The 26,154-nt window shown below is 41.3% G+C and carries 25 protein-coding genes, 3 tRNA genes and 1 rRNA gene; 4 read left to right on the forward strand and 25 right to left on the reverse strand.

Annotation, left to right across the window (positions count from 1 at the left end; translation table 11 throughout):
- From ACHBIF_RS05750 to ACHBIF_RS05860, 23 genes are all read right to left on the reverse strand, one after another.
- Window positions 1-76, reverse strand: a 16S ribosomal RNA gene (locus tag ACHBIF_RS05750); the annotation flags it as partial.
- 332 nt (window positions 77-408) lie between these two features.
- Entirely contained in the window at window positions 409-1,248 is an 840-nt protein-coding gene (gene srtB / locus ACHBIF_RS05755; RefSeq protein WP_394719235.1) for a class B sortase, LPKTxAVK-specific, read from the reverse strand.
- 59 nt (window positions 1,249-1,307) lie between these two features.
- Window positions 1,308-1,982, reverse strand: a complete 675-nt coding sequence (locus ACHBIF_RS05760; protein ID WP_394719237.1) for a hypothetical protein — start codon at window positions 1,980-1,982, stop codon at window positions 1,308-1,310.
- 252 nt (window positions 1,983-2,234) lie between these two features.
- Entirely contained in the window at window positions 2,235-2,438 is a 204-nt protein-coding gene (locus tag ACHBIF_RS05765; RefSeq protein ID WP_394719239.1) for a hypothetical protein, read from the reverse strand.
- Between the two features lie 10 nt (window positions 2,439-2,448).
- Window positions 2,449-2,676, reverse strand: coding sequence for a hypothetical protein (locus tag ACHBIF_RS05770; RefSeq protein ID WP_167786155.1), 228 nt, complete (start codon window positions 2,674-2,676; stop codon window positions 2,449-2,451).
- Between the two features lie 10 nt (window positions 2,677-2,686).
- On the reverse strand, window positions 2,687-3,649 hold the full coding sequence (locus ACHBIF_RS05775; protein ID WP_394719242.1) for an Rpn family recombination-promoting nuclease/putative transposase: 963 nt from the start codon (window positions 3,647-3,649) through the stop codon (window positions 2,687-2,689).
- Window positions 3,650-3,823: 174 nt separating this feature from the next.
- Complete coding sequence (gene ftsH, locus ACHBIF_RS05780; RefSeq protein ID WP_105160700.1) at window positions 3,824-5,788, reverse strand: ATP-dependent zinc metalloprotease FtsH; 1,965 nt, start codon at window positions 5,786-5,788, stop codon at window positions 3,824-3,826.
- A 21-nt stretch (window positions 5,789-5,809) separates the two neighbouring features.
- Entirely contained in the window at window positions 5,810-6,352 is a 543-nt protein-coding gene (gene hpt, locus ACHBIF_RS05785) for a hypoxanthine phosphoribosyltransferase (protein ID WP_105111353.1), read from the reverse strand.
- 6 nt (window positions 6,353-6,358) lie between these two features.
- Window positions 6,359-7,627, reverse strand: a complete 1,269-nt coding sequence (tilS, locus tag ACHBIF_RS05790; RefSeq protein WP_394719245.1) for a tRNA lysidine(34) synthetase TilS — start codon at window positions 7,625-7,627, stop codon at window positions 6,359-6,361.
- A complete protein-coding gene (locus ACHBIF_RS05795; RefSeq protein ID WP_394719247.1) occupies window positions 7,627-8,907 on the reverse strand; it encodes a serine hydrolase in 1,281 nt (426 codons plus the stop codon). The genes tilS and ACHBIF_RS05795 overlap by 1 nt, the downstream gene beginning before the upstream one ends.
- Before the next feature lie 12 nt (window positions 8,908-8,919).
- Window positions 8,920-9,048, reverse strand: a complete 129-nt coding sequence (locus tag ACHBIF_RS05800) for an SP_0009 family protein (protein WP_254610581.1) — start codon at window positions 9,046-9,048, stop codon at window positions 8,920-8,922.
- Window positions 9,045-9,416, reverse strand: coding sequence for a septum formation initiator family protein (locus ACHBIF_RS05805; RefSeq protein WP_172010094.1), 372 nt, complete (start codon window positions 9,414-9,416; stop codon window positions 9,045-9,047). The genes ACHBIF_RS05800 and ACHBIF_RS05805 overlap by 4 nt, the downstream gene beginning before the upstream one ends.
- Window positions 9,403-9,675, reverse strand: a complete 273-nt coding sequence (locus ACHBIF_RS05810; protein WP_105111349.1) for an RNA-binding S4 domain-containing protein — start codon at window positions 9,673-9,675, stop codon at window positions 9,403-9,405. Before ACHBIF_RS05810 ends, ACHBIF_RS05805 begins: the two co-directional genes overlap by 14 nt.
- A gap of 185 nt (window positions 9,676-9,860) precedes the next feature.
- Entirely contained in the window at window positions 9,861-13,352 is a 3,492-nt protein-coding gene (gene mfd, locus ACHBIF_RS05815) for a transcription-repair coupling factor (protein WP_394719250.1), read from the reverse strand.
- Complete coding sequence (pth, locus tag ACHBIF_RS05820) at window positions 13,352-13,921, reverse strand: aminoacyl-tRNA hydrolase (protein ID WP_257103883.1); 570 nt, start codon at window positions 13,919-13,921, stop codon at window positions 13,352-13,354. Before pth ends, mfd begins: the two co-directional genes overlap by 1 nt.
- Window positions 13,922-14,083: 162 nt before the next feature.
- Window positions 14,084-15,199, reverse strand: a complete 1,116-nt coding sequence (ychF, locus tag ACHBIF_RS05825; protein WP_105111346.1) for a redox-regulated ATPase YchF — start codon at window positions 15,197-15,199, stop codon at window positions 14,084-14,086.
- 86 nt (window positions 15,200-15,285) lie between these two features.
- Complete coding sequence (locus ACHBIF_RS05830) at window positions 15,286-15,642, reverse strand: helix-turn-helix domain-containing protein (RefSeq protein WP_394719253.1); 357 nt, start codon at window positions 15,640-15,642, stop codon at window positions 15,286-15,288.
- A 101-nt stretch (window positions 15,643-15,743) separates the two neighbouring features.
- The gene (locus ACHBIF_RS05835; RefSeq protein ID WP_105122452.1) at window positions 15,744-15,947 is read right to left on the reverse strand and encodes a DUF951 domain-containing protein; all 204 of its coding nucleotides are present in this window, start codon (window positions 15,945-15,947) and stop codon (window positions 15,744-15,746) included.
- 9 nt (window positions 15,948-15,956) lie between these two features.
- Entirely contained in the window at window positions 15,957-16,835 is an 879-nt protein-coding gene (locus ACHBIF_RS05840) for a diacylglycerol/lipid kinase family protein (protein ID WP_394719256.1), read from the reverse strand.
- A 51-nt stretch (window positions 16,836-16,886) separates the two neighbouring features.
- On the reverse strand, window positions 16,887-18,023 hold the full coding sequence (gene dnaN, locus ACHBIF_RS05845; RefSeq protein ID WP_172059407.1) for a DNA polymerase III subunit beta: 1,137 nt from the start codon (window positions 18,021-18,023) through the stop codon (window positions 16,887-16,889).
- Between the two features lie 141 nt (window positions 18,024-18,164).
- The gene (gene dnaA, locus ACHBIF_RS05850) at window positions 18,165-19,580 is read right to left on the reverse strand and encodes a chromosomal replication initiator protein DnaA (protein WP_105111342.1); all 1,416 of its coding nucleotides are present in this window, start codon (window positions 19,578-19,580) and stop codon (window positions 18,165-18,167) included.
- A 190-nt stretch (window positions 19,581-19,770) separates the two neighbouring features.
- Entirely contained in the window at window positions 19,771-20,541 is a 771-nt protein-coding gene (locus ACHBIF_RS05855; protein WP_105111341.1) for a ParB/RepB/Spo0J family partition protein, read from the reverse strand.
- A gap of 67 nt (window positions 20,542-20,608) precedes the next feature.
- A complete protein-coding gene (locus tag ACHBIF_RS05860; protein WP_394719260.1) occupies window positions 20,609-21,793 on the reverse strand; it encodes a S1C family serine protease in 1,185 nt (394 codons plus the stop codon).
- 191 nt (window positions 21,794-21,984) lie between these two features.
- Here ACHBIF_RS05860 and rlmH point away from each other — a divergent pair, with 191 nt between their 5' ends.
- Together rlmH and ACHBIF_RS05870 are read left to right on the forward strand one after the other, a co-directional pair.
- Entirely contained in the window at window positions 21,985-22,464 is a 480-nt protein-coding gene (gene rlmH, locus ACHBIF_RS05865) for a 23S rRNA (pseudouridine(1915)-N(3))-methyltransferase RlmH (RefSeq protein ID WP_394719262.1), read from the forward strand.
- Window positions 22,465-22,492: 28 nt separating this feature from the next.
- Window positions 22,493-23,170: a YoaK family protein gene (locus tag ACHBIF_RS05870; protein WP_105160707.1), complete on the forward strand. Its 678-nt coding sequence runs from the start codon at window positions 22,493-22,495 to the stop codon at window positions 23,168-23,170.
- On the opposite strand, the gene ACHBIF_RS05875 is transcribed toward ACHBIF_RS05870, so the two are convergent.
- A tRNA-Arg gene (locus ACHBIF_RS05875) sits at window positions 23,168-23,241 on the reverse strand. The two genes, ACHBIF_RS05870 and ACHBIF_RS05875, sit on opposite strands and share 3 nt — an antisense overlap.
- Window positions 23,242-23,365: 124 nt before the next feature.
- Here ACHBIF_RS05875 and ACHBIF_RS05880 point away from each other — a divergent pair.
- Window positions 23,366-23,437, forward strand: a tRNA-Glu gene (locus tag ACHBIF_RS05880).
- Between the two features lie 5 nt (window positions 23,438-23,442).
- Window positions 23,443-23,515, forward strand: a tRNA-Asn gene (locus tag ACHBIF_RS05885).
- A gap of 60 nt (window positions 23,516-23,575) precedes the next feature.
- Here the strand turns inward: ACHBIF_RS05885 and ACHBIF_RS05890 are convergent.
- Complete coding sequence (locus ACHBIF_RS05890) at window positions 23,576-26,146, reverse strand: YfhO family protein (protein WP_394719264.1); 2,571 nt, start codon at window positions 26,144-26,146, stop codon at window positions 23,576-23,578.
- Window positions 26,147-26,154 lie beyond the last annotated feature (8 nt).

Below are 26,154 nucleotides of genomic sequence, written 5' to 3' on the forward strand. Positions count from 1 at the left end.
TCCTTCAGCGTTCTACTTGCATGTATTAGGCACGCCGCCAGCGTTCGTCCTGAGCCAGGATCAAACTCTCATTAAAAGTTTTGATTCAAACTCAAGCTATTGCTAGCTTTCCGTTTTATTGTTTTGTTTTGTCATTGACGATTTATCCTTAGATAAATCACCCTGCACGTTTGGTTCGTCTTCTTTAATTTTCAAAGGTCTTGTGCGTTATCACTCTCTCGCGACAACTATCTTAGTTTATCATTTCTTGCGAAGCTTGTCAACACTTTTTTGAAACTTTTTTTCGTTTCATTTCTATTAACGCCCTCAAGAGACAACTCACTTATTCTATCATCTATATCTAATACTGTCAATAACTTTTTAAAATTTTTTTAAAAAAATAAGCCGGTCATGTGACCAGCTTAGTGACTAGCGTGTTGGAACGTAATTTAGTTCATCTTTATGTTCTGCAAGGAAGTCTCCGAGCTCTGACTCAGGGATTTCGCGGAGGTAGAGGTTGGCACGAATGGTTACGTCATCTTCACGACAAGTTGACAATACAACATAGTTATCGGATTCTTTGATTTCAATGCTGTCATTTTTAGCAACTGCTCCTTCTTTTACCGCTGACAATTGTTCAGCAAACTGTTGATCGCTGTCAAAACTTGTGCGGTAGAAGGCAGTAGATTCATGAACAATGATCATGAAGGCAGCTTGGTAGTAACGAACACGCTCAGGTGTCCGGATAACTACATAAGGGTGGGCATCAAAGTATGCTTGGTCATCATAGAAGTTAACATCGTTAAACATGCGACTGTCTGGAACTTTTGAGCCACGGGCGTGACCGAAGAGCCAGGTTAACTTGTCGCTAAAGTCCGTCTTATTGTCCATGTCCATGAAAACTGTTCCCATGTATGGGTCTTCCCCTGAGCCATCAAAAAGTTTCGATAGGTAGGTTGTGTTGTCTCCACTATAAACAACTGGTTCATCCAAGTTGGTTCCTGGAGCATAGACATAGGCAATGGTATCTGGGTTGATGCTTTTTAGACCATCAAACTGCTCTTTTAGGGCTGCTTTTTCTTCTTCTGAAATTTGGTAAGAAGCGGAAGAAGATGATGATGCCTGTTGACTAGAGCTTGGTTGATTATTTGTTGAGGCTGTATTGTTTTTAGTACCTTGAAGGCCGAAGAAAGCTGAAAGGGCAATACCAGCAACAGCTAGTAAGGCAAGCAAGGCTACTATCAGTTTTTTATTTTTATTATTCTTCATAATTCACCTAAAAAATAAAGTTGCCCGCGGGCAACTTTATCTATGATAGCTTAGACTAATTATTTAGCTGCGCTTGTTTTTGGAAGTGTTTTAGCACCAGTACCAGTTTTAGCTGCTGCAACAGTTTTAGCTGCTGGCTTAGCTGCACCGTTATCAGTTGCTGGTTTAACTTCTTCTGGTTTAACACCTGCGTTTGTCAAAGCTCCTGCAAGTTCTGCCAATTTTGCTTGTGCTTCTGTAAGTGCAGCACGAGAAGCATTAGCTGATGCTTGAAGAGTAGCTACACGTGCTTGTTCGCTAGCAAGGTTAGCTTTTGCTGCATCAAGAGCATCTCCAGCTAGTTTCAAGTTAACTGAACCATCAACTTCAGCTTGTTTCAATGCTGCTGTTGCTGCTTCTGGAGTAGCATATGAACCTTGTTTAGCTTGTTGGATCAAGTTATCAGCGAAATCTTTAGCTGCTGCAAATTGAGCTTCACCTGCTGCAACGGCATTTTCAGCGTTAACAAGTGAGCTTTGAGCTGCTGCCAATTCTTCCCAAACACGAGCATCTTCAGCTTGCAACAATTCAACTTTACCAAGTTGAATTTGGTACTCACGGCTGATTTGTGCTGCTTTTGCGTCAACAGTTGTAGTAACAGGGCTGAATGGACCATTTGCCAATGTAGTAGCTGCTGGAGCTGCTGCTGCAACCAATGCTGCAACTGTAGCCAAAGTTACGAATGTTTTTTTCATGATAAAAACTCCTTATGTTTTTCTTTTATTTTATTACTGCTACTGCAGATACCTATATTATAAGCTGATTTTTTATCTATGTCAAGAGTTTTTTAGAAAAATTTAAGGATTTTTTTAAAAAAGTTATTTGTGATTATTTGATATGAATGGATAGGGTGTAACTATGACAACTATATTGAGTGATTTACCTTACTAAAAAGAAAGACTATTATCTTATCTTAAATTATCTTTTGGCTTTATAATTGTTCTTGATTAAGCTCCGATTTCTAATTGACTGCGGAGCTGGGCGATGGTTGTGAGGGGGAGTGCTGTCAATTCTGCTATATCCTCGTCCGACATGTGCTTAGTAAGCATGTTGCGCGCTATTGAGTAGCTGGCTTGAAGTTGACCTTCTTCACTCGCTTCATTTAATCTGCTGTAATTGACTTCTAGAATATCTAGTTCGTCGTTAAACATGACTTGTTCCTCAACTATTGGTTAGTAGCTCGCCTTGGAGCTCGTGAATTTGGGACAGGGAAAGACCCGTACTTTGGGCAATGAGCTCTGGGGATAGGTTGGCTGACAATAAATTGCGTGCTATCGAGTAGCTGGCTTGAAGTTGACCTTCTTCTCTACCTTCTTCACGACCTTCTTCTCTTGCCCAATAGATTCTACTATAATTAACTTCTAGAATATCTAGTTCGTCATTGAACATGGCTTGTTCCTCAACTATTGGTTAGTAGCTCGCCTTGGAGCTCGTGAATTTGGGACAGGGAAAGACCCGTACTTTGGGCAATAAGCTCTGGGGGTAGGTTGGCTGACAATAAATTGCGTGCTATCGAGTAGCTGGCTTGAAGTTGACCTTCTTCACGACCTTCTTCTCTGCCTTCTTCACGACCTTCTTCTCTGCCTTCTTCGCGACCTTCTTCACGACCTTCTTCGCGACCTTCTTCTCTTGCCCAGTAGATTCTACTATAATTAACTTCTAGAATGTCTAATTCGTCATTGAACATGGCTTGTTCCTCCTTACTCCAGCTAGCGAAGTCCAGGGCATGCTCGGCTTGGTGGATGATTTTATCTAGAGGAGCTGTAAATTCTCGGTTCCCGAAAAATTCAAACCATTTCTTAAGCTGGTTTTTATCGAAAGTTTCGGGCTGGTATTTGTCCAACTCTAGAAAAGCCATTTTGAGCAAGCTGTGGTCCTTGGGACTATCCTTTAGCTTGATGGTTAGTTCTTGATTAGTGGTTTCTTCTCGAATGGAGAAGATATGAAAGGCCTTATCGTCTGGGAAATAATTTTTCTCCAAAAGGGCGATACCGTAGACTGGATAAAGCCGTTCATGGATCAAATGTGTCTCCTGAAACTCCTTGCGGATATTTTCAAAATTATCATGCACCTGGCTACAAATATAGGTCCATAGCCGATTCACAAAGGACCGTTGCTTGACAATCTGGATTTCAATGATGACTTGCGTGCCGTCATCCAGCTCAACCAAGATATCTGTGACGGTATAAAATCCTCTCGGCAGTCCGTCCTGTGGTAGGCGAATCTGGTGACCGTCTAGTAATTCTACGGATTTAACAGGTAGGTCTAATATATCTGCTATAAAGTGCTTGGTAACTTCCTTATTTTGGAAGATTTTTTTTGCTACGGTGTCGTAGGTGGGTTTGAGTCTGGTATGTCGCATAGGTTTTCTCCTTACAGTATAGAATTCCTTGAACATTCCAAACTATTTTCTACTTATATTTTAGCAGTTTTTATTAAAAAGTTCAAGGTTGATAATGTGGGACATGGTCCTCTATCTTATTTATTCGTATTTATAAGGAGAAAAAAAGAGAAACCTTGCGATTTCTCTCTTGAATTATTTCATTTTTTCTTTGATTTCATCGTATGAAAGGGGGTGGACATCTTCTTCATCGTGCTCTGTTTTTTCAGGCATTTTGCCTTTTTCATAGAGCGATTTGATTTGAACGCTGTCCAATGTTTCATACTTGAGTAGGGCTTCTGCAATCAACTGGTGTTTTTCACGGTTGTCCTGGATGATTTCAGCTGCCTTGTTATGGGCTTCTGTCAGGAGATTACGTACTTCTGTGTCCAGTTCGTAAGCAGTTTGTTCAGAAATGTATTTTTGAGTAGTTTGGGCACCGAACATAGCATGGCTACCTTCGTACTGCATTGGTCCCATTTTTTCACTCATACCATATTCAGCAACCATAGCACGCGCCATTTGCGTTGCTTGTTCAAAGTCATTGGATGCACCAGTCGTCTGTGTATTGAAGATAATTTCCTCAGCCACACGACCACCCATGAGTCCTGCCAATTGCTCTTTCATGTCTTCCTTAGATAGAAGCATTTGATCTTCTTTAGGAAGGGCAATCATATAACCACCAGCGCGACCGCGAGGGACAATAGTAACCTTGTGAACTTCACGTGCATTTGATAGGACAAGGCCGACAATTGTATGACCTGCCTCATGGTAGGCAACGATTTCACGCTCTTTAGCTGAAATCTGACGGTCTTTCTTAGAAGGTCCGGCGATAACCCGGTCTTCCGCCTCGTCAATATCCGAAGCGTCGATAACGGTTTTATTGCGTCGAGCTGCAACAAGAGCAGCTTCGTTGAGGACATTTTCCAAATCGGCTCCGACGAAACCTGGTGTTTGTTGGGCAACCAATTTCAAATCAACATCATCAGCCAGCGGTTTATTCTTGGCGTGCACCTTGAGAATAGCTTCGCGGCCCTTGACATCTGGACGACCAACCAAGACCTTGCGGTCAAAACGACCTGGACGAAGAAGAGCTGGGTCTAAAACATCACTACGGTTTGTAGCTGCAATAACGATAATGCCTTCATTTCCTTCAAAACCATCCATTTCAATCAGGAGTTGGTTGAGGGTCTGCTCACGCTCATCGTTACCACCGCCCATGCCGACACCACGTTGGCGACCGACAGCATCAATCTCGTCGATGAAAATGATGGCTGGAGCTGCTTTTTTAGCGTCTTCAAAGAGGGAACGAACACGGCTGGCACCGACACCGACAAACATTTCAACGAAGTCTGAACCAGAAATCGAGAAGAATGGGACACCTGCTTCGCCGGCTACTGCCTTGGCAAGAAGGGTTTTACCAGTCCCTGGAGGCCCTTCCAAGAGGACACCTGCTGGAATACGGGCACCGAGTTTGGTAAATCGTTTTGGATCTTTCAGAAACTCAACAACTTCGACCAACTCTTGCTTTTCTTCTTCCGCACCTGCTACGTCTGAGAAGCGGACCTTGACATTGTTCTTTTCAAAGGCTCTGGCCTTGTTACGACCGAAGTTCATAGCGCCTCGGGCACCTCCGCCTCCTTGATTCATCATCATGAAGAAGAATCCACCGAAAATAATCAAGGGAAGGAAGTTGAGGATAATGCTAAACCAGAGACTATTGGAGCTTTCAGGCTTTATCGTAACTTTAATCCCTTTTTCATTGGCCAGGGTTTGAAGTTCTGATAGATTTGTCTCGGAAGGTAAAATCAGAGATTTGAAGTTTTTGTACTTGATTGTCTCTGAAACTTGGAACAATTTAATAGAAGAGGCTAGCTCGTCTTTGGCTGTTTGTTCCTTTTTGTACTTACCTGTAATTTCGATAACGCTTGAATCAGGCTGGTAGGTTAGTTCTGATACATTATCATTTTTAAGCTCGGTAATGACTTGAGAATAGGGAATTTCTTGCACTGTTACTTGTTTGCCAGCGTTAAAAAATTGGAAGGCTGTCAAAAGAGTCGCAATGACAAGAATAATGAGAAAAGGATTTTTTATAAATCCTTTATTTGGTTGATTGTTCATAATAATAGTAGGAAACCTTTTCTATTTTGTATAAACTTCCTCTTTCAGTACTCCAACATAAGGAAGATTACGGTAATTTTCGTTGTAATCTAGACCAAAACCGACTACAAACTCATTTGGAATAGTGAAGCAGGTATAGTCTGGCTCAATTTCAACAACACGGCCTTCTGGTTTATCCAAAAGAGTTGCAATTTTTATAGAAGCTGCTTGACGGAGGGCAAAAAGCTCCTTGAGTTCTTTCAGGGTACGGCCAGTATCAATAATGTCCTCTACAAAGATAATGTGACGACCAGCGACGCTATTGTCCAAATCCTTGATGATTTTTACGGTACCGCTACTTTCTGTACCACCGTGGTAGCTAGAAACGACCATGTAGTCTGTCTCTACGTGGGCATCGATATGCTTCATCAATTCAGCCATGAAAGGAATAGATCCTTTCAAAATACCCACAAGAAGAGGATTTTTGTCTGCATAATCCTGGGCCAAGATTTGACCTAACTCTTTGCTTTTCGCAATGATTTCTTCTTCTGAAACGAGAACTTTTTTAATATCATTATCCAACATAATGTTTTACTCTTTCTGTTTGATATATAAGATAGCTTTCATTATACCATTTTTTGCAGATTTACTCAAATCAGTGATAAGCAGATTGGCAATTCCATAAATTTTTTCAGCCTGTTGGACAACTATGACTTCTTGTCGTACTTGCTGAGGAATTTTTTGGTCAATAAACCAGCGACGGAGTTTCTTCTGAACACCATTTATGAGAATGCTGTCTCCTGCCTGTCTGCTGCGTAAGGTAATGGGGCTATCTGGTTGCAGATAAAGGATTTGTTGGGCATCTTCCAGTGGTTGATTGAGGGAAAATAGGTAGTCCCCATAAGTGAAGATACCGTCTGATTCTATCACAAGGGGAGCTAGTGCTTCATCCGTCTGAGGTTGGATTTTGCTGATGCAAAACTGATGATAATCTTTTTCTAATTGGTAGCCGTTTTTTAGGCTGTGACGATAATTGGCCTTGGATCGTAAAATATGGAGGACTTGGTCAAACTGAGCAGCTGTCAATTGAAGGTCTGGGAATTGTTCTAAATATTCTTCCAGAATAAAACTTTGTACAGCCTGGGTTTGCTGCTGAAAATGCTGGAGGTTGGTGATTTCTACATCTTTGGTCAAATCACGCAGGGCTTGGACCAACTGTTGGCTTTCGGATGCTAACTGGAGGAGATTCTTATCCAGCTGAGGATTTTCCTGTCTCAATTGTGGCAAATAGGTATTTCGGATACGGTTTCGTAAATAAGCTGGACTGGTATTGCTAGAATCTTCAAAATGAACTGTTGCTGGAAAATCAGATTTTTGAAAGGTCAGCAAGGGACGAATCAGCTGGCCAGGTCCGAAGTCTTGGACTGGCTGAATGGCTGAGATGTGACGCAGTCGATTGCCACGGAGAATCCGCATGAAAACTGTCTCAGCCTGGTCGTCCGCATGATGCCCCGTGACCAGAGCAGTATAGCCTTTCTGGTCCATGACTTGTTTGAAAAAGTCATAGCGCCATTTCCGCGCAGCATTTTCCGAGAAAGCTCCTTGAAAATGTGAAATATAAACAGGAAGTCGTAGTTGAGTCGCTAATTCTTTGATATAGCGCTCCTCTTCCTGGGATTCTGGTCGTTGCTGGTGGTTGATATGTGCTATGCCTAGTTCGATATCTAGCTTCTCCCTGCTGTCGTATAGGAGCTGCAAAAGTGTCAGGGAATCCAGTCCACCGGATACAGCCACCAAAACTTTTCTGTGTTTATCAAAAAAGTGACCTTGGCGTGTCACTTTTATAAATCTTTCTTTCATTACTTCAAAATCTCGTAAATATCCTTGGCAATTTGTGAAATGTCGTCGTAGCTTGCCTTGTCCGTGAAGATGGACAAGATGAAGGGTGAGTCTGTGTAGACAAGAGCAACGTCGTGCCTGAAATCATAGGCGTCACCTATCTTATGGGCCACCGGAACCGGAATGTCCTTGGGAATGCGCTGGTCATCGAACCTGGTTTCCTTGAGACTATCAAGTACGAACCCACCCTGATGGTAAATAGCTTCCATCATTAGTCCAGCTACTTTTGGAGATGTTTCACGTGTAACCATGTCCCATTTTTGACCAGTGATAGAGGTGATGTCATCGTAAAACTGCTGATTAAACTTGTCAGCCAGGTAGTAGCCGACAATATTGCTTGCGACATTGTCAGACTCTTTGGCGATACGGTTGAGCAGGTCGTCAACTTGGTATTCTTTATTGTCAACTCGCTTGCTGATGGATCCACTGCCTGCAGGGTCATAGGCTCCATCAAAGCCCTCTGTCTCCTTTACATACTTGACCTTATCTGTCAATTTAAAACGCCCTAAATCAATTTGTTTTTGGGCATAATAGAGTGTAGGAAGCTTAGAAACACTGGCTGCATATAGAATCTTATCCTGATTGATACCTGCTTCTAACTGACTTGACACTTGCTTGACATATATAGAGTAGTTGTCTTTGTTGTATTTTGTGTCTAGGAGTTTTTGAACTCCTTCCATCCTATTATCTTGGGTTGACAAGTGGTCAAGTAGAGCCCAGCCCTTGCCGACAATCTGAACAAACTGACCTCTCGGTGTCTCCACGAGTGTGTCAACCTGAACAGGCTGATAAGGAGGAAGAGTACTTTCTTTTTCATCCTGCTTTGTAGAAACAGGACTAGTTAAAATTCGAGTATTCTCCTTGGTCCAATAGGTCTGTTCAAGACCTACCTGGTTTAAAATCCTGTCATCTGCTACTTGGTCTTGACTAGCCAAAACATAGGTGCCATCCGATAGTGTGAATACCTGCTGGTGGTGGTTATTTACCTCTAAACCTGCTAGTTCCAAACTGGAATCAGGCCCTATCTTGTGACTATAGTGGGTCAGGTCCATATCCTTAAACACATGGAGTTCTGTCAGGGAAATCGGGTTGCTAGGTAGGCTATGAAAGATGGGTTGGTATTCTTTTTGATTGAAAGTTACGTACTCTTCTTGCGTGATTTCAAAGGGGACTTCTGTGCTGTCCACAATGGTTGCAGAAAATAAAATTGGCAAGAGGAGTATGACTAATTTTTCCTTCATTCTCCATTCTTTCTATTTGGAAATTTCTTGTTGTGGATCAACAGACACTTTTAGCTGTTGATTTTTTTCAGTGAGTTCTTCTAATTTGTCATCGGAATAGGACAAAAATAACTCAACATTTTTTAATAAATCTTCTGTCATTGGGGCAACAATCCTGGAATATTGTAGATAAACTCGCCATCTTTTGAAAACTGATACTTGGCGCGGACATATTTTGCAGCATATTCTTCATCCTGCAATTTTTTGACTAGGGCGTCACGAAGTTCCTTCTCACGAGAAAGGTCTTTGTACTGATTTTCCAATTCAACTAGTTTGGCTTCATTTTGCTTCAATTTCTGATGACTAGCCACTAGATTATAGGTTGGCAACATAAAGAGAAAAATCACCAAGACAATAACTGTCGCTAAAAAACGGTTTTTTTGCTGTTTTTCTAGCTCTTTGCGGTGAAATCTTTCCTTCTCAGCATCAATGAAACGATTGCTGATTTGAAGAACCTTAGATTTTTTCATCTGCTTCTATCCTTTTTTCGCTAACGATTTCGTACATTTTAAGGGCGTCTTCTTTCTTGGTCGAGTCTTTCATTTCCAAGACCTTGACTGTCAAGAGTTTGTTTCCAAATTGGATTTCGATTTGATCATTGATTTTGACATCCGTTGAAGACTTTGCCAAAATGCCGTTGATTTTGATACGGCCCTTGTCTGCCACTTCTTTTGCAACTGTCCGGCGCTTGATAATACGGGATACTTTTAAATATTTATCTAGTCTCATTTGAATTACCTCAACTAAATATTATATCATTTTTTAAAGGTTTTGGTAGAATAGGATAACTTTGTTACCAAAATGTAAAAAGAGAGTTTGGAAACTCTCTCACCAAAATATGAATGCTGAAATGACTGCTCCTGCGAAGAAAATGAGAATTGATGCATTCTAATGAAATAAACCGTTCGGCACAATCAACCTTTACTTAACTTAATTTGGGCCAATTTTTCTGCGAATTGGATCAATTCCTCCAAGATTTCATAATCCTTCTGTTTTTGAAGGGTAAAAATCACTTCTAAACTGCCCCGATTCTCTGCAATTTGGACCTTGAGATTGGTCACTGATAGGGCCTGGAAATAATCCTGGGTCAGGAAAATTTGACCAGCCATGGGCTCAAAGGAAATTGTAATCTGCTGTTTCTTTCTAAGGACACTATGACAGAAAACCTGGTCCAGATAAGATTTGAGGAGACCAATTTCTAGCAAATAAGCTACAACATCCGGATAGTCTCCGAAGCGATCGACCAACTCTTCCTGCAATTCTTGATAGTTTACACGGCTGTCAATGTTCTTGATCCGCTTGTAAATCTCGATTTTTTGACGCTGGTCTGAAATGTATTCACTCGGTAAATAGGCATCAATCTGCAAATTGATTTCAGTATTACTCTTCTGACGCTGGCCAGCTTTACCTTGCTTTTCAAGAATGGCCTGCTCCAAAAGCTGAGAGTACATTTCATAGCCGACTGAGTCAATAAAGCCAGACTGGGCTGCACCGAGAATATTTCCCGCACCGCGGATGGACAGGTCCTGCATAGCAATCTTGAAGCCAGACCCCAGTTCTGTAAAGCCTTTGATGGCTTCTAGGCGTTTTTCAGCCACTTCTGTTAAGGACTTGTCAGGCCGATACATGAGATAGGCATAGGCGATACGATTGGAACGGCCGACACGACCACGAAGTTGATAGAGGGTTGACAGTCCCATATGGTCAGCATTTTCAATAAAGAGGGTATTGGCATTTGGAATATCAACCCCTGTTTCAATAATGGTAGTCGTAACGAGAACATCGTACTCCCCTTCCACAAAGGCATATAGGGTATTTTCCAGTTGAATTTCAGACATTTGTCCGTGAACATAACCGATGCTGGCCTCTGGAACCAACTCTTTCAGCTCTGAAACTTTTTGCTCAATGGTGTCAACTTTATTGTAAAGATAGTAAACCTGTCCGTCACGGTCTAATTCACGGATAATGGCATCGCGAATGACTGTTGGATTAGTTTCCATGACATAGGTTTGGACAGGATAGCGATTAGTTGGCGGTGTTTCAATAACAGACAAATCACGAATTCCAAGCATGGACATTTGCAGGGTCCGAGGTATAGGAGTTGCAGTCAAGGTAAGGACATCGATTTTCTTTTTCAGCTCTTTAAGGCGTTCCTTGTGCTTGACACCAAAGCGCTGTTCCTCGTCAATGACCAGTAAACCTAAATCGGAAAAGATCACATCTTTGGAGAGCAAGCGATGAGTACCAATGATAATATCCACCTGACCTTTTTTGAGCTTCTCCAGCGTTTTCTCCTGCTCTGCCTTGGTCTTGAATCGGCTCATCACATCAACATTGACAGGAAACTCAGCAAAGCGCTCTTGGAAATTTGCAAAATGTTGCTGGGCTAGGACCGTTGTCGGAACTAAAATTGCAACCTGTTTGCCATCATTGACCGCCTTAAAGGCTGCCCGCATGGCTACTTCTGTCTTACCAAATCCAACATCCCCGACCAAGAGCCGATCCATGGGCGAATCCTTCTGCATATCCTTTTTGATTTCGTCAATCGAGCGAAGTTGATCATCGGTTTCCACATGTGTAAAGTAGTTGTCAAACTCTTCTTGACTGGCATCATCAGGTGAAAAGGCAAAACCTTTGAGCTGACTGCGCTCTGCATAGAGCTTAATCAAATCATCCGCAATGTCTTCAACCTGCTTTTGCACCTTCTGCTTGGTCTTTTGGAAACGACCGTCGTTTAGCTTATTGACCTTAGGTGCCTTGCCGTCTGATGCCAGGTATTTGGACAGGAGGTCAATCTGCTCTACTGGAATGGAAATGCGGTCAGCATTCTGATATTGCACAGTAACATAGTCCCTGTGAACACCCGATATTTCAATGGTTTCAATCCCTAAATACTGACCGATTCCGTGAACATGGTGGACTACATAATCTCCTACTGAAAGCTCACTATAATCCTTAATCCGCTCCGCATTGGACATGTTTGTCCTGCGGATTTTGCGCTTGATTTTCTTATTAAAAATTTCCTTTTCAGTGATGACAACCAGCTTTTCATCCATAAGATGAAAACCAGCTGACAGCTGAGCGACGGTGATTTGCTGCTGCCCAGCGACTAATTGTGATGCTGAATGGACTGGTAAATGAATCTCGTATTCCTGTAAAGATTTCTGTAAAGCTTGTAAACTTGTTTCAGAAGAAGCCTGGATAATGACCGTATTGTTTGATTTGGCATAACGAGCTAGCTCGTCTTTTAAAAGCGGAATTTGGTGGAAAAATTCCTGCATGGGATGCTGGGTAAATTGGTAAAGTCCGTCAAACTTGACATTGCCCAGACCTTTCTGGAAACTAGAAAAGAAGGTGGCTGGCTTGTATTTTCTCAAATCAGCATAGGTTGACGCGAAGTAATTCAAACTTGACACTGATTTACCATTCTGTAAATCCTGTGTCAAGACATCCGCAACTTCTTTCTCAAACTGGGCCTGTTTATCAGAAATTTTATGGAAATCATCTAGAAAAATAGGTGAACCTTTTGGAAGATAATCCAAAATAGTCCAGCTATCCTCATATAAGAAGGACAGGAATTTTCTGAGATCCGGATGACGGTAGGAAGACTGCATGTCTGCCAAGACTTCCTTGAGATAGGAAATCTGTTCTTCCTGATTGGAACGCTCAATCATTTTCTGAATGATAGGAATAGCTCGTTGGTAGTCCTCTTCTGTCACAATCATTTCTGATGCTGGTGAAACGGAAATCTGTTCACAATTTTCTAGAGACTTCTGGCTATCGACGTCAAAATTTCGGATGCCGTCTATTTCATCACCGAAAAACTCTAGACGATAAGGATGCTCAGCCTGCATATCATAAATATCTAAGATGTCTCCTCGCTGGCTAAATTCTCCCTGGGTCAAGACACGAGAAACCTTCTTATAACCTGTATTGACAAGTGACTTGACAAGGGTGTCAACTTCCATTTCCTGACCAACTGAAAGTTCTAATCTAGCAGATTGATAGGCAGAAGGACTAGGTAGCAAAACACGGCAGGCAGCCATACTAGCTACCAGAAACCCTGATGAAGTCTTGTCTTGTAGGAAATTCAAACTATCAATTCGAGACTGGGTTCGCTCTTTGGAGGCAAAAACAAACTCGGCAACAGGACTGTCATCTGTAAAGAAGTTGTAAACATAGTCACTACCAATAATAGCTGATAAGTCTGTTGCCAAGCGCTCGGCCTCATTTTGGGTCGCCGTCACAATTAAAATCTTTTCTGCCAAGCTATCAAAGGCAGATGCCATGACCAAGGACTTGCTGGTTCCTGATAGTCCTAGGATGAGTTGGCGAGTGGATTTATTTAGTCCTGCCTGCCACTGATTGATTTGCTTATTTTGGTGTAATAAATCCAGGATGTTCATTAGCCGTTAAACTTTCTCATGATAGTATCAAAGTCATCTTCCTGTAAATAGAAGTTGACAGCTTTGTCAAGTTTTTCAAGAGCTAGGTCAATGTCAATGCGGTCCTCCGTATCAAATCCAGATAAAACATGATGAACCACACTCATCTTGCCTTTGGGACGACCGATGCCAATCTTGATGCGGTCAAATTGATCTGTTCCTAGATACTTGATGATAGACTTAATACCATTGTGGCCACCGGCAGAGCCTTTTTGACGGAAACGGATTTTTCCAACAGTCATGTCCAAATCATCATAGGCCACCAGAATATCAGTCTCATCCAGTCCGTAGTAGGTCAGCAGCGCATGCACTGCCTTGCCCGATTCATTCATAAAGGTCGTCGGCTTGACCAGAAAAATCTTCTCTCCGTCAATAAAGGTCGTTGCAAGGTCTGCTTGGAAAATCTTATCGTGCGTAAAAGCCACATTTTCACGCGCTGCAATCTTATCAATCAGCATAAAGCCGACATTGTGCTTGGTTTCAAAATAGCGGTCACCGGGATTGCCTAGACCTATTATCAATCGTGTCATTTTTTCTCCTTAAACACCAAAAGGGTTGGAAGTCTTTCCAACCTACTATTTTTATAGTTGTTTTTTGATTGCTAAACATTTGCTTAGTCTAGGCATCAAAGTCACAGGCAGTACTGATAGTACGACAAGACGAGATAACAACGAATAAGCGAATGTTAGGCATCAGACATTGAAGCGGAACTCCATGATGTCCCCATCCTGGACCACGTACTCCTTACCTTCTTCACGAAGGCGTCCAGCCTCTTTAACAGCCTTCTCAGAGCCGTAGTGCATCAAATCATCATAGGACATTGTTACAGCGCGGATAAATCCTTTTTCAAAGTCTGAGTGGATGATACCGGCCGCTTGAGGCGCCTTGATACCTCGCTTGAAGGTCCAAGCACGGACTTCTTTTTCACCTGCTGTAAAGTAAGTACCAAGACCAAGTAAATGATAAGCTGCACGAGTCAGTTTGTCAACACCAGACTCAGTCAAACCGATTGCCTCCAAGAATTCTGCCTTGTCCTCGTCGTCGAGTTCCGAAATTTCTTCTTCGGCACGCGCTGAAATGACTACCACTTCTGCATTCTCTGTCGCTGCGAAATCGCGGATTTGTTGAACATACTCGATGCCGTCTGGGTCAGCGACCTTGTCCTCATCAACGTTAGCTACATAAAGGACTGGCTTGGTGGTCAAGAGGAAAAGCTGCTTGACAATTTTTTGCTCTTCGTCTGTAAAAGCTACTGTACGAGCTGATTTACCATCTTCCAAGACGGGCTTGATTTTTTCGAGAACGGCAAATTCTGCCACAGAATCCTTGTCTTTCTGGGTACGAGCCATCTTCTCCACACGCGCATAGCGTTTGTTGATACTCTCCAAGTCAGCCAAAATCAATTCTAGGTTAATCGTATCAATATCAGCAAGCGGATCAACGAAGGCATCTTCACGCCCCTGCTCCCGCATGACATTTTCATCGTCAAAGGCACGAACCACGTGAACAATGGCATCCACCTCGCGGATATTGGCCAAGAATTTATTTCCCAAACCTTCCCCTTTTGAGGCACCTTTTACGATACCGGCAATGTCTGTAAATTCAAAGGTGGTCGGCACGGTTTTCTTTGGTGTAATCAACTCTGTCAACTTGGTCAAGCGCTCATCTGGCACCTCTACCATTCCCACGTTTGGATCAATGGTCGCGAAAGGGTAGTTGGCAGCCTCTGCTCCTGCTTTGGTAATTGCGTTAAATAAGGTTGATTTACCAACGTTTGGCAAACCGACGATACCTGCTGTTAAAGCCATGTTTTTTTACTCTCCAATTAAAAATTCAATCATGACTATTATAGCAGAAAATTTGAAAAAAAGCTTGCGAATCAACAAGCTTTGTATCATCCAAAAATAGATGGCAAAATATGAGGTAGAAACCAAGATAAATATCCCAAAATAGAGAGCACTATCCACCAATAGCCAGCAATAAATTGCCAAATATCCATTTTTTGCTCTGCTGTTTGATATGTTCCTGTTTCCTTGGTATTGTTCTCAGGTTCTTTTCCTAAAACCAGATAGTCTAGACTGACATCAAAAATTTCTGCCAGCTGGACCAGTTTATCAATATCTGGCGTTGCTTCACCATTTTCCCATTTGGAAATAGCCTGACGGGAAATATAGAGTTTTTCTGACAATCCATCTTGGGATAAATTCCTAGCTGTGCGTAAAGCTCGAATTTGTTGGGCTAATTGAGTCATGATAGATTCCTCCTGATTTCTAAGATTAGTATAACTTAGACATGAGTAGCTGACTAGCAACACTTCAGAAATTTTCGCAACCAGCAGTTGCAAACTGTCAACTAGGACTCGCTATCAAGAACTTTCTTCATTTTCCGCTCAAAATCATGCCGGCTCATCATGACCACATGGTCACAGTTGCTGCAACGGATTTTAATATCTGCACCTAAACGAATGACTTCCCACTTATTGGCTTTTTTGCCAGTCGATTTGATGACACAGGCATGAGGCTTTTTCATTTCGACAAATGTTCCTAATTGATACATGGTAACTCCTTATAGATAGATTTTTCTTTCTTGGCAAGTCAATGCAAACTCTGTCCCCGCCAGCATTTCACCATCCGTTTGAAATAGGATTTGCTGACTAGTTTTGATAGAAATAGTTTGGCACTGGAGATGTTTGATATATTTGGATTTCTTATGACGCTTAAGGACCAAATCAAGCAAGGCCAGCACCCGTCTATGAATTGGGCTGTTTTCAATATAAACCAGATCGATTTTCTGCTCATGAGCAGAGGCTTCCGGCCAAATCATGATACCACCGCCAAAGTAGGTATTGTTGGCAAGAGACAGGAAAAAGAGATTCTTCAACTGTTGTTCCTGGCCATCAATGGTCGCGTCCACTGTCAAGGACTGCACATCTAAAAGACTTCTGATAGCCATTATCAGATAGGTCAATTTACCAACTTTCACGCGCTTAAGCCAGTTTTTGAGCTTAGAGGATTCTGAGCGTGCAATCACCTGGGCAGCAAAACCAGCATCCATACTATTGACAATAATCCCAAAGGACGTCTTCAAAACACAAATAGACTGCGTTTTTTCTGTCAAGAGGGCAGTTAGGACAGTATCTATCTCTCTGATTTTCATTGATTTGGCGAAATCATTGCCCGAACCTGTCGGATAATAAGCAAAAGGTAGTTGGCTTGGCCAATCCGTCAGGCTTTTAGATAGCGTACCGTCTCCACCTAAAATGAGCAGTCTATCCCCGTCTCCATAGTCTTCTAAAATCTTTTGAATCTGAACTTTCTCATCATGCTTACCCTGGGTCAGATAGGTCTTAAAGTCTACTTGTGGATAAGTTTTTTTAAGCTGGTCTATTATACTTTCTGCAGAATGACTGCCAGCATTTGGATTTGCTAAAATGTGTACAATCATAGGTAATTTTAGTATAACATAAAAACGGCTCAATGGCCGATTTTACTGTTATTAGTTGGTACGAACAGGGGTTACCAATTGGATAAAATCGTCATCCTCACTGTTTGGCACCAGAGTAAATGGACGAACGTTGGAAATAAAGCTCACCTTCACCTGCTCACTGTTGGTCGCTTTGAGGGCTTCAATAAGATAAGTTGGGTTGAAGCTGATCACCAGATCCTCACCTGAAACATCCAAGGTATCGATTTCTTCATTGACGCGACCTACTTCTGGAGAATTGACATGGGCTGAGACAATACCCTTGGTAATTTCCAATTTCACCGTTCCATTCTGAGTAGCATTGGACAAGAGACGGGCACGCTCCATAGACTGACGGAGGTGGGTGGTATCAAAAACAGCTGTCGTCTTAAATTCTTTTGGAATGAGACGGTCGGTATCTGGATAGGTCCCTTCCAAAAGACGGGTATAGAAACTAATATACTCGCTTCTGAAGAGGATTTGGTTGTTGGAGAAGAAAACCTCTACCTTTTCAATTTCATCGGTAAATACGGCCGTAAATTCGCGGAGAGAACGGCTTGGGATGACCACATTGAAGTCATCTCCTGCAGTCTCCAAGACCAATTTACGCTGGCTGAGACGGTGGGAGTCGGTCGCCACTGTTTTGAGCTGTTTATTATCTGTTAGCACAAAGTGCACACCAGTTAGGATTGGACGACTTTCCTGAGTTGAGGCGGCGAAGGCTGTTTCGTTGATGGTTTGCTTAAGGACTTTTGTTTCCAATACCAGAGGTTTTGAAGTTGGCACTTCTTGCAAGCGTGGGTATTGCTCAGCTTCTTTTCCTTTGAGGGTAATTTCAGATTTACCACTAGTCAAGACAATCTGCTTTTGTTCGATTTCATTAAAATCAAGAACTAAATCAGGCATGCTAGAAACTACGTTGATAAAGAAAGCTGCTTCCAGAAGGATAGCTCCGGTTGAGCTAATCAAAAGACCAGCATTTTCATCTTGAACAGAAATAAAGTGTTCGATAGAAATTTGACCATTAGAACCAATCAGGGTAATACCTTCCGTATTAACAGCAATTTTAACAGTCGATAAAATAGGAATAGCATTCTTGGTACTGATAGCACGTTTGGTAATATTTAATGCTTGTAGGAAAATAGTTTTGTTAATGGAAAATTGAATCATGGATTCTCCTTTATTTATATATAATAAGGGTTAGTAATAGTAGTAGAGCCTGTTCATTCTGTGGAAAAGTGTAAGCAAGCGCATCAGAATAGGAAAAAAGGCTTGTTTACAACTTGTGGAAAACTGCGCACAAGTATGGGATTACATGATCTTATTTTTGATATTTGTAATTTCAATCAGGAAGCTTTCGTTATTCTTGAGCATGTCCCTTATTTTTTTATAGGCATGCATGACAGTTGTGTGGTCTCGATTACCGAAGGCCTTGCCAATTTTTGGAAGGGAGTTGTCCGTCATTTCCCTTGCTAGATACATGGCTACCTGACGGGCTAGGACAATATTTTGCAATCTCTTGCTTCCCTTTATTTCCTTGAGGCTAACGCCGTAGAATTTTCCGACCTCAGTCTGGATGGTTTCAATTGGGATAACAGAATTTTTTGGTGCTGCCTGATTGCGTCCTCGGATGGCCTCAGCTGCAATGTCGACGGTGATAGTGGTCAAATTTCTCATTCCAGCCAGGAGGCTGATATCTTTGAGAATACCTTCTAAATTTCTGACATTGGACTGGATTTGGCCTGCTAGATAGGTCAGTGTATCATTTGGAAATTCAAATGGATAGGTGGCACACTTTGTTCTGAGGATGGCCTCGCGCGTTTCGATATCTGGTGGATAAATCTGGCAGGTAGCTCCCCAACTAAAGCGGGATACCAGGCGGTCTTCCAAATTATCCAGGCTATCTGGATTTCGATCGCTGGTTAGGACAATCTGTTTTCCTTGGCTCAAGAGAGCATCAAAGGTGTGGAAGAATTCTTCCTGTGTTGAAGCCTTCCCCTTTAAGAGCTGGATGTCATCAATGAGCAACAGGTCAAGATTTCTATAGTGCTCCTTAAATTCTTCCATGTCCAGTTCTTTTTTGGTGAGATAGTTGACAAATTCGTTAAGGAAGGATTCAGATGTGACATATTGAACACGCGCGTGTGGATTGTCTCCCAGGACTTGGTTACCAATTCCGTTGAGCAAGTGAGTTTTCCCAAGACCAGGTCCTCCCCAGATAAAGAGAGGATTGTAGAGCTGTCCAGGTGAATGAGCTACAGCTAGAGCAGCAGATTTGGCCATCATATTACTACCACCTTGGACAAAGTTATCAAAGGTGTATTGGGGCTGGATGCCTGATTGAATCGGAAGAAAACTGGATTTGCTGGGCTTGCCTATCGGAGCTGGAGTATCTGCTTCTGCTGGTGTTGTAACGACCTTATCAGCTTTATAGGCCTTGTCAGATTTTGGTTCTGATACAGATTGATAGGTATGGTAGGTGACGGAAATTTGCTCACCCAACACTTCTAAACCAGCAATCAGTATCAGTTCTTCAATATTTTGTTTCCACAATTTTTTCTTACTGGCCAGTATACTGTCGCTAGTTCCAGCGAGAAAAATTGTTGCAACGCCATCCTGCAATTCAATCAGGCGCGCTTCTTCAACCAGTAGCTCGTAGACAGAATTGGAAAGACTGGACTGGGCTAGTTCAATAAATCGATTCCAAAATTCTTGTTCCTTGTCCATTTGAAGCCTCCCTTCCTAAAAAGTGCTTATTCTAAGTTTACCATAAAAGGAAAAAGTTTTCCACAAGAATAAATATTTTTCCACACTGTTTATATCACTTATCCACAAGATGTGAATAAGTAAATTTATCACGATAAAATCGGCTTTTTCCACTATTTATTCCTGTTTATAAGTAGGGGGATTATTTTTATTAGTCACACAATTTTTTTAAGGTGTTGATAATTCTTTCGAATTCTTCGTTGGAATCAAAGGATAGGCTAATCTTCCCCTGACCAGATTTCTGCTGTCTAATCGTGACCATGGTTCCTAGGAGTTTCTGTAATTCAGTTTCTTGCTCCTTCAAAAAGAGATTTGTTTTCGGTGGGGCTTGCTTTTTCTTCTTTTTCAAAGCATTTTCCAACCAACGAACACTTAATTGCTCCTGTTGGATACGCTCTATCCAGTAGACTTGTTTCGATTCAGGAAGACCGATTAAGAGGCGGGCATGCCCCTGGCTGATTTCTCCGGTTTCAATGGCGGTAATGGTCCTGTTACTGAGGCTCAGCAAACGCAGAAGATTGGAAATATAAGGGCGGGATTTACCCATAATTTGAGCAATTTCATCGTGGGTCAGCCCCTTTTCAATCAATTTTTGATAAGATGCTGCTTCTTCAATGGGATTCAAGTCCGACCGTTGGAGGTTTTCGATAATAGCCTGCAACATGAGCTGGTCATCGGATAATTCCTTTACAAGGGCTGGAATTTCTTTTAGACCGGCTAATTGACTGGCTCGTAAACGTCGTTCTCCAGCCAATAATTCATAACCTATGAGAGAGGATTTTCGGACGATAATCGGTTGGATAATTCCATTTTCTCGGATAGACTGGGCTAGTTCCAATAATTTTTCTTGGTCAAAATGTTTTCGTGGCTGAAAAGGATTTGTTTGAATATCCTTAATCGCTATCTTTTTTAATTCTTCCATACAGTGACATTCTAGCAAAAAAAACCTTACTTTACAATGCTGTAAAGTAAGGTTTTTGTTCCAACTATTAAGAAAGGGCGTCCGTAGAGTGTGTCAACTTTATGTCAACCTTCTCTTCTTTGCCTTGACGGTAATAGGTGACTGTAATCGTGTCGTTAATTTTTTGTTTGTAAAGGGCACTCTGTAAATCGCTCTTGCTCTCAATTTTCTTACTATTGATCTCAGTAATGACATCGTAGGTTTTTAATTTGCCATCAGCTGGTAGGCCTGACTCGGTTGAAACAACTACTACACCTGAGGTTAAATCTGTATTTGCCAGACCTGCTTTTTCTAATTGACTGGTTGACAGATCGGTCACGTCGACCATGTGAACGCCCAAGGCTGGACGAACTACCTTACCATTTGTTTCCAATTGATTGATAATAGAAACAGCGTCATTTGAAGGAATCGCAAATCCCATACCTTCTATAGAGACACCACCATTATTGGCCAGAGAACTGGAAGTTATCTTACTTGAATTGATTCCGATAACCTGACCCTGAATATTGATGAGGGGGCCACCAGAATTACCTGGGTTAATGGCTGTATCTGTTTGGATTGCATTGGTGGAGATGGTTTGTCCGTCCTCTGTTTGAGAAGTGACAGTCCGGCTAAGGCTGGAAATAATGCCCTGGGTGACGGTATTGGCGTAAACACTACCTAAAGGACTACCGATAGCGATGGCTGTTTCTCCGACCTTAATGCTGTCTGAATTGGCAAATTCAGCGACAGAGTGGGCTTTCTCAGCATCGATCTTGATAACGGCTATATCTGAATAGGTGTCTGCTCCCACTAGCTGTCCACTAACTTTCTCACCAGATGCTAAGAGAATGTCAATTTTTTCAGCATTAGCAATAACGTGATTGTTGGTGACAATGTAGGCATCCTTGCCATCTTTTTTATATATAACACCAGATCCCTCTCCTGCCACGGCCAGCTCATCGGAGCTTTCAATAGTACCAAAAATAGAGCTGAGGCTATTTGGTGTAGGCTGCTGGTAATTGATGACAGATACTACGGCATCCTGTACTTTTTCCACAGCCTTGGTTGTTGAATTCTCATTTTGATACTGAACTTTGCTGATGGTGGTTTCACCAGACCCCGCTTGCTGTGGAGCTGCGGGATTTTGGAAAGAGGACGCAACCAGATAGCCACTGATTCCTCCTAGAAACCCAAAGGCGAATAGAATGATAAATTTCAAATACTTTTTCATGACTTTTTCCCTTTCAGATTTAATCCATTTTCTAAAGATTACACTACCTTTCTTAATTATAACTTAAAATTTTCAAAATTCAATCCACAAGCTGTGGATAACTTTTTTCTTCTGTGTATAGACTCCCTATTTCCTTGCCTTATTGTCCATTTCATCTGTTAGATAGTTTGTGGATATGTTACAATAGAAATATGAAAATAAAAGTGATTACAGTTGGAAAACTAAAAGAGAAATATTTAAAAGATGGCATTGCTGAGTATAGCAAGCGGCTCAGTCGGTTTACCAAATTGGAGCTGCTTGAATTAGCAGATGAAAAAACACCCGACAAGGCTAGTCAGGCTGAGAACGAGCAAATATTGGCCAAGGAAGCGGAGCGGATTTTATCTAAAATCAACGAGCGCGACTTTGTCATCGCTTTAGCCATTGAGGGCAATCAATTTCCTTCAGAAGAATTTAGCAAAAAATTAGAAGATATCACAGTAAAGGGATTTTCAGAAATTTCCTTTGTAATTGGAGGCAGCCTTGGATTGGCAGATTCGGTTAAAAAAAGGGCGAATTTGTTGATGAGTTTTGGAAAATTGACACTGCCCCATCAATTGATGAAGTTGGTTTTGATGGAACAAATATACAGGGCCTTTATGATCCAACATGGAAGTCCCTATCACAAATAGTTTCACGTGAAACAAGGAAGATGAGAGAATGAGAGAGTATCGTGTGTATGAGGGGCTAAGAGTGGCTACCTGTCTGACCTTTGTCAGCGGCTATTTGAATGCCTTTTCTTATTTGACCCAGGGTGGCCGGTTTGCAGGCGTCCAGTCTGGTAATGTCGTTTTGTTAGCTAGTCATTTAGCCCAGGGCAGCATCAAGAGTACAATTCACTTTTTAGTCCCAATTGTATTCTTCACACTGGGGCAATTTTTTACTTATTTAGCCAAAAAATATTTTTTGAAACACCGCTATCCTTGGCATTTTGGGAGCAGTTTAATCATTTTATGCTTGATTGTATTGACAATCGTTCTGACGCCCTTTGTCAATTCATTTTTTACTATGGGCTTATTGGCCTTTACAGCTTCCATCCAAGTAGAGACTTTTAGAAGTCTTAAGGGTGTCCATTATGCCAATGTGATGATGACTGGAAATGTCAAAAACGCAGCCTATATTTGGTTTAAGGGATTGATGGAAAAGAACGCACACTTGCAGGAAACTGGTCGAAATATCTACATTATTATTTTGGGGTTCATGCTTGGAGTTTGTCTATCTACTCTGTTTTCCCAATCCTTTGGAGAATATGCCCTCATAGGTGTCCTCCCCTTTGTTTTGTATATAAATTGGGAATTATGGAAAGAAAAAAGACCCGCCAGAGCAGGTCGGAGATGATTCCAGCAGGATTCGAACCTGCGACCGTTCGCTTAGAAGGCGAATGCTCTATCCAGCTGAGCTATGGAACCTCTTTCAACTCTTCTATTTTACATGAAAGATAGGTAGCTGTCAAGTTGCCGGAAAGTGAAAAAAATCTGAAAAAATGTTGACAAAAATAAGGTCATGTATTATACTAGTTAGCGTACTGATAATGGTCCGTTGGTCAAGGGGTTAAGACACCGCCTTTTCACGGCGGTAACACGGGTTCGAATCCCGTACGGACTATATCATCCGCCATAGCTCAGTTGGTAGAGCGCATGACTGTTAATCATGATGTCACAGGTTCGAGCCCTGTTGGCGGAGTAAATAAAGACTAGGAAACCTTGAGAAATCAAGGTTTTTTTGCACTACAAAAACCGAGGTTTAACCTCGGTTCTTATGTCTATTGAACAAATAATTATAGAAAATAAAGAAACAGATAGCTGTCGTGGAAATTCCTAATCCCAAGTAAAATCCATGTGGAATAAATGTCAAGACGGCCTGTCGTTGACCAGGCTCTACGTCCAGTTTCATAAAACCATTTTGTGCTTTTAATATTGGTACTTTTTTACCATCGATGCTTGCAGTCCATCCCTTATCATAAGGAAGGGTTAGGAGCAGACTAGCAGGATTTTGACTTGAAAATTCTACTTCTACCTTGTTCGACTTTACGGTGGATACAACTTGCTTACTGGCTAGTATTTCCATAGCCTCAGAATATTGGCCAAGGTCTAACCGAAAAAATTGCGGTTTATCAAAGCTAACTTGTTCGTTTTCTGGAAAATGAATAGAGAAGGAAAGTTCAGTATCCTCTAAGAAATAACCAATATTGAAGAAGGAAAAGCTGTTGTCAAGTGTGAACTCATTTGACAGGTTGTTGACAGTTATGACAACTCTTTTGACAGAGTCGTTTGAGAAGCTAATATTTGGTAAATTGAGATAGACCTGGCTATTGGCTGGAACATTTAGTTTATAAGTAATAGTTGCATCGATCTGATTGACAGGTTTATTTACAGTTATGCGGCCTCCAAGGTCAACACCATTGAATGATTGAACGTCCTTAATCTGATAAAAATACTTGTAATCCAGTCCTGTCAGTTCATTTAGAAAGGCAGATTGATTATCCAAGGACATATTTGTAAACTTGATATCTTTGTAAACAGAATTGGTCAAAAGAGCTAATCCCTGACTGTAGTTATTCTTATAGAGACTGATACTATCGGTACTCTTCTGAAAATCAAATCTATATTTATTGGGATTTGTGCTTGCCAGATTGTAGGTTATGCCAAATAGGCTATCCGCAATCAAGGTGTTGTTCTGGTAACGCAGATTTAGATTGGTACCGTCTGAACGGAAACCCAGTTTATCTAAAGTAGAACTAGAAGCGCGATTGCGAATGGATGAAAATTGAGAAATACCATTATAATTGAACTTCATGCTATCATTACCGGTTTGAGGTAACAAGCGTTCCATTCGATAGAAGTATTCATTGTCACTCTTGGTCTCTTTTACAAGATTGTCAATATCTGTCAACTTTTCTTCGTAATTCGACCGACTAGGGAAATGCCACTCATCTGAAATTCCCTGAACCTGGTAATGAGTGTGGAGACCAAGTTCTAATAAGGTAAACAGTAAGAAAGAAAGAGGTATCCACTTGATATCAAACTTGAAATAATGAAGGCTGACAAATAGAACAAGATAGGCAAAGAGAAATTCAAAACTTAGTAAAAAGTTTACAGTGTCCAAGAAATAGTAGTGATTTTTAAAAATATATGTGAGGATAAAACCGGTTGACAGAATTGTAAAGGGAAGGCAAATTTGCCATATTTTAATGTTGGTCAAATAGGTGCTGGTTTCTGCTGCTAGATAAATAATGACAATAGATAGTACCCAGGCGTAGCGGTAGAGAAACATATTTGGCGCGTGCATTCCCTGCCAGAATAGATTGAGTGGTTGTAGATAAAAACTTGCAATGATAAAGGTTACTAGCAGTCCATTTGCTAATTTTGTCTGCCATTTTATTTCTTTGACAGTAAAGTAGAGCAAGGCTAAAATTAGCGGAGTTAGTCCAACAAAAATCATCGGAATAGATCCAAATTTTGTGGTGTCAAAACTTCCAACTAGGCTCTTAGCAAAAAAGTCTAGATACCAGGAGTCCTCAGTTTTTAAGTTGACAATCTTTGTAAATGTCTCTCCGTGAGTCTTTAGGTCTAGATAGGTTGGCAGTAACATGACCATAGCAGTCAATGTTGACAGAATTGACACCACTATAAAGTCTATAAATCGAATAATTTTTTTATCGAATTTGGTTAGCTGAGCAAGTGTCCAAATCAATAAAAAGATGGCAGTCATGTAACCAAAGTAGTAGTTTTGAATGAAAAGACAGGCTAGACTGATATAGTAGATAATCCGACCTTTACCAGTCAGCATTCTGTGTAAACTCAGTAAAATAATAGGAATCAGAATAAAAACATCCAGCCAACTGGAAATTTCTAACTGACTAGTTGAGAAACTCATGAGAGCAAGGCTGGTGGAGAGAAGTAAGCTCCATTCAGTTTTGATGTTTTTATAAATGCCTCTCAGGCTAGTATAGGTTGACAAGCCTATCAAGCCAAACTTTACAAGAGTTGACAGATAAATATAGTCTGGCATGGACTGCAAGTCAAAGAAATATACTAAAGGCGATAGAAAAGAGCCCAGGTAGTAAGACGATAGGGCGTAGAAATTCAAGCCTAATCCACTTGTAAAGGTATAAAAGATTGAACTATTACCGTGTAAAGCATTCCGTAAAGTTTGATGAAAGATGACATATTGATGGAACCCATCGCTGGCCAAAATGGTTGTATCACTTCCCAACCAAATACCTTGGGTTGACAAGATAATGACCATTATTGTAAATGGAAGAAGAAAGGCTAACAGATAAAAAATGGACTTATGTTTAAAAATTGATTTCATAAATTTAT

The organism is Streptococcus sp. A11 (assembly GCF_043674225.1).
In the GTDB taxonomy this organism is placed as follows: Bacteria; Bacillota; Bacilli; order Lactobacillales; family Streptococcaceae; genus Streptococcus; species Streptococcus suis_V.

Coding starts and splice junctions, on each gene's coding strand:
- srtB (WP_394719235.1), bottom strand. CDS start 1,248: ATGAAGAATAATAAAAATAAAAAACTGATAGTAGCCTTGCTTGCCTTA.
- ACHBIF_RS05765 (WP_394719239.1), bottom strand. CDS start 2,438: ATGTTTAACGACGAACTAGATATTCTAGAAGTCAATTACAGCAGATTA.
- ychF (WP_105111346.1), bottom strand. CDS start 15,199: ATGGCTTTAACAGCAGGTATCGTCGGTTTGCCAAACGTTGGTAAATCA.
- ACHBIF_RS05810 (WP_105111349.1), bottom strand. CDS start 9,675: ATGAGACTAGATAAATATTTAAAAGTATCCCGTATTATCAAGCGCCGG.
- ACHBIF_RS05830 (WP_394719253.1), bottom strand. CDS start 15,642: ATGACTCAATTAGCCCAACAAATTCGAGCTTTACGCACAGCTAGGAAT.
- dnaA (WP_105111342.1), bottom strand. CDS start 19,580: ATGGACAAGGAACAAGAATTTTGGAATCGATTTATTGAACTAGCCCAG.
- ACHBIF_RS05805 (WP_172010094.1), bottom strand. CDS start 9,416: ATGAAAAAATCTAAGGTTCTTCAAATCAGCAATCGTTTCATTGATGCT.
- ACHBIF_RS05840 (WP_394719256.1), bottom strand. CDS start 16,835: ATGATTGTACACATTTTAGCAAATCCAAATGCTGGCAGTCATTCTGCA.
- rlmH (WP_394719262.1), top strand. CDS start 21,985: ATGAAAATAAAAGTGATTACAGTTGGAAAACTAAAAGAGAAATATTTA.
- ACHBIF_RS05795 (WP_394719247.1), bottom strand. CDS start 8,907: ATGAAGGAAAAATTAGTCATACTCCTCTTGCCAATTTTATTTTCTGCA.
- ACHBIF_RS05835 (WP_105122452.1), bottom strand. CDS start 15,947: ATGTATCAATTAGGAACATTTGTCGAAATGAAAAAGCCTCATGCCTGT.
- ACHBIF_RS05760 (WP_394719237.1), bottom strand. CDS start 1,982: ATGAAAAAAACATTCGTAACTTTGGCTACAGTTGCAGCATTGGTTGCA.
- ACHBIF_RS05870 (WP_105160707.1), top strand. CDS start 22,493: ATGAGAGAGTATCGTGTGTATGAGGGGCTAAGAGTGGCTACCTGTCTG.
- mfd (WP_394719250.1), bottom strand. CDS start 13,352: ATGAACATCCTGGATTTATTACACCAAAATAAGCAAATCAATCAGTGG.
- dnaN (WP_172059407.1), bottom strand. CDS start 18,023: ATGATTCAATTTTCCATTAACAAAACTATTTTCCTACAAGCATTAAAT.
- ACHBIF_RS05855 (WP_105111341.1), bottom strand. CDS start 20,541: ATGGAAGAATTAAAAAAGATAGCGATTAAGGATATTCAAACAAATCCT.
- ftsH (WP_105160700.1), bottom strand. CDS start 5,788: ATGAACAATCAACCAAATAAAGGATTTATAAAAAATCCTTTTCTCATT.
- ACHBIF_RS05775 (WP_394719242.1), bottom strand. CDS start 3,649: ATGCGACATACCAGACTCAAACCCACCTACGACACCGTAGCAAAAAAA.
- pth (WP_257103883.1), bottom strand. CDS start 13,921: ATGACACGATTGATAATAGGTCTAGGCAATCCCGGTGACCGCTATTTT.
- hpt (WP_105111353.1), bottom strand. CDS start 6,352: ATGTTGGATAATGATATTAAAAAAGTTCTCGTTTCAGAAGAAGAAATC.
- ACHBIF_RS05770 (WP_167786155.1), bottom strand. CDS start 2,676: ATGTTCAATGACGAACTAGATATTCTAGAAGTTAATTATAGTAGAATC.
- tilS (WP_394719245.1), bottom strand. CDS start 7,627: ATGAAAGAAAGATTTATAAAAGTGACACGCCAAGGTCACTTTTTTGAT.
- ACHBIF_RS05890 (WP_394719264.1), bottom strand. CDS start 26,146: ATGAAATCAATTTTTAAACATAAGTCCATTTTTTATCTGTTAGCCTTT.
- ACHBIF_RS05800 (WP_254610581.1), bottom strand. CDS start 9,048: ATGACAGAAGATTTATTAAAAAATGTTGAGTTATTTTTGTCCTATTCC.
- ACHBIF_RS05860 (WP_394719260.1), bottom strand. CDS start 21,793: ATGAAAAAGTATTTGAAATTTATCATTCTATTCGCCTTTGGGTTTCTA.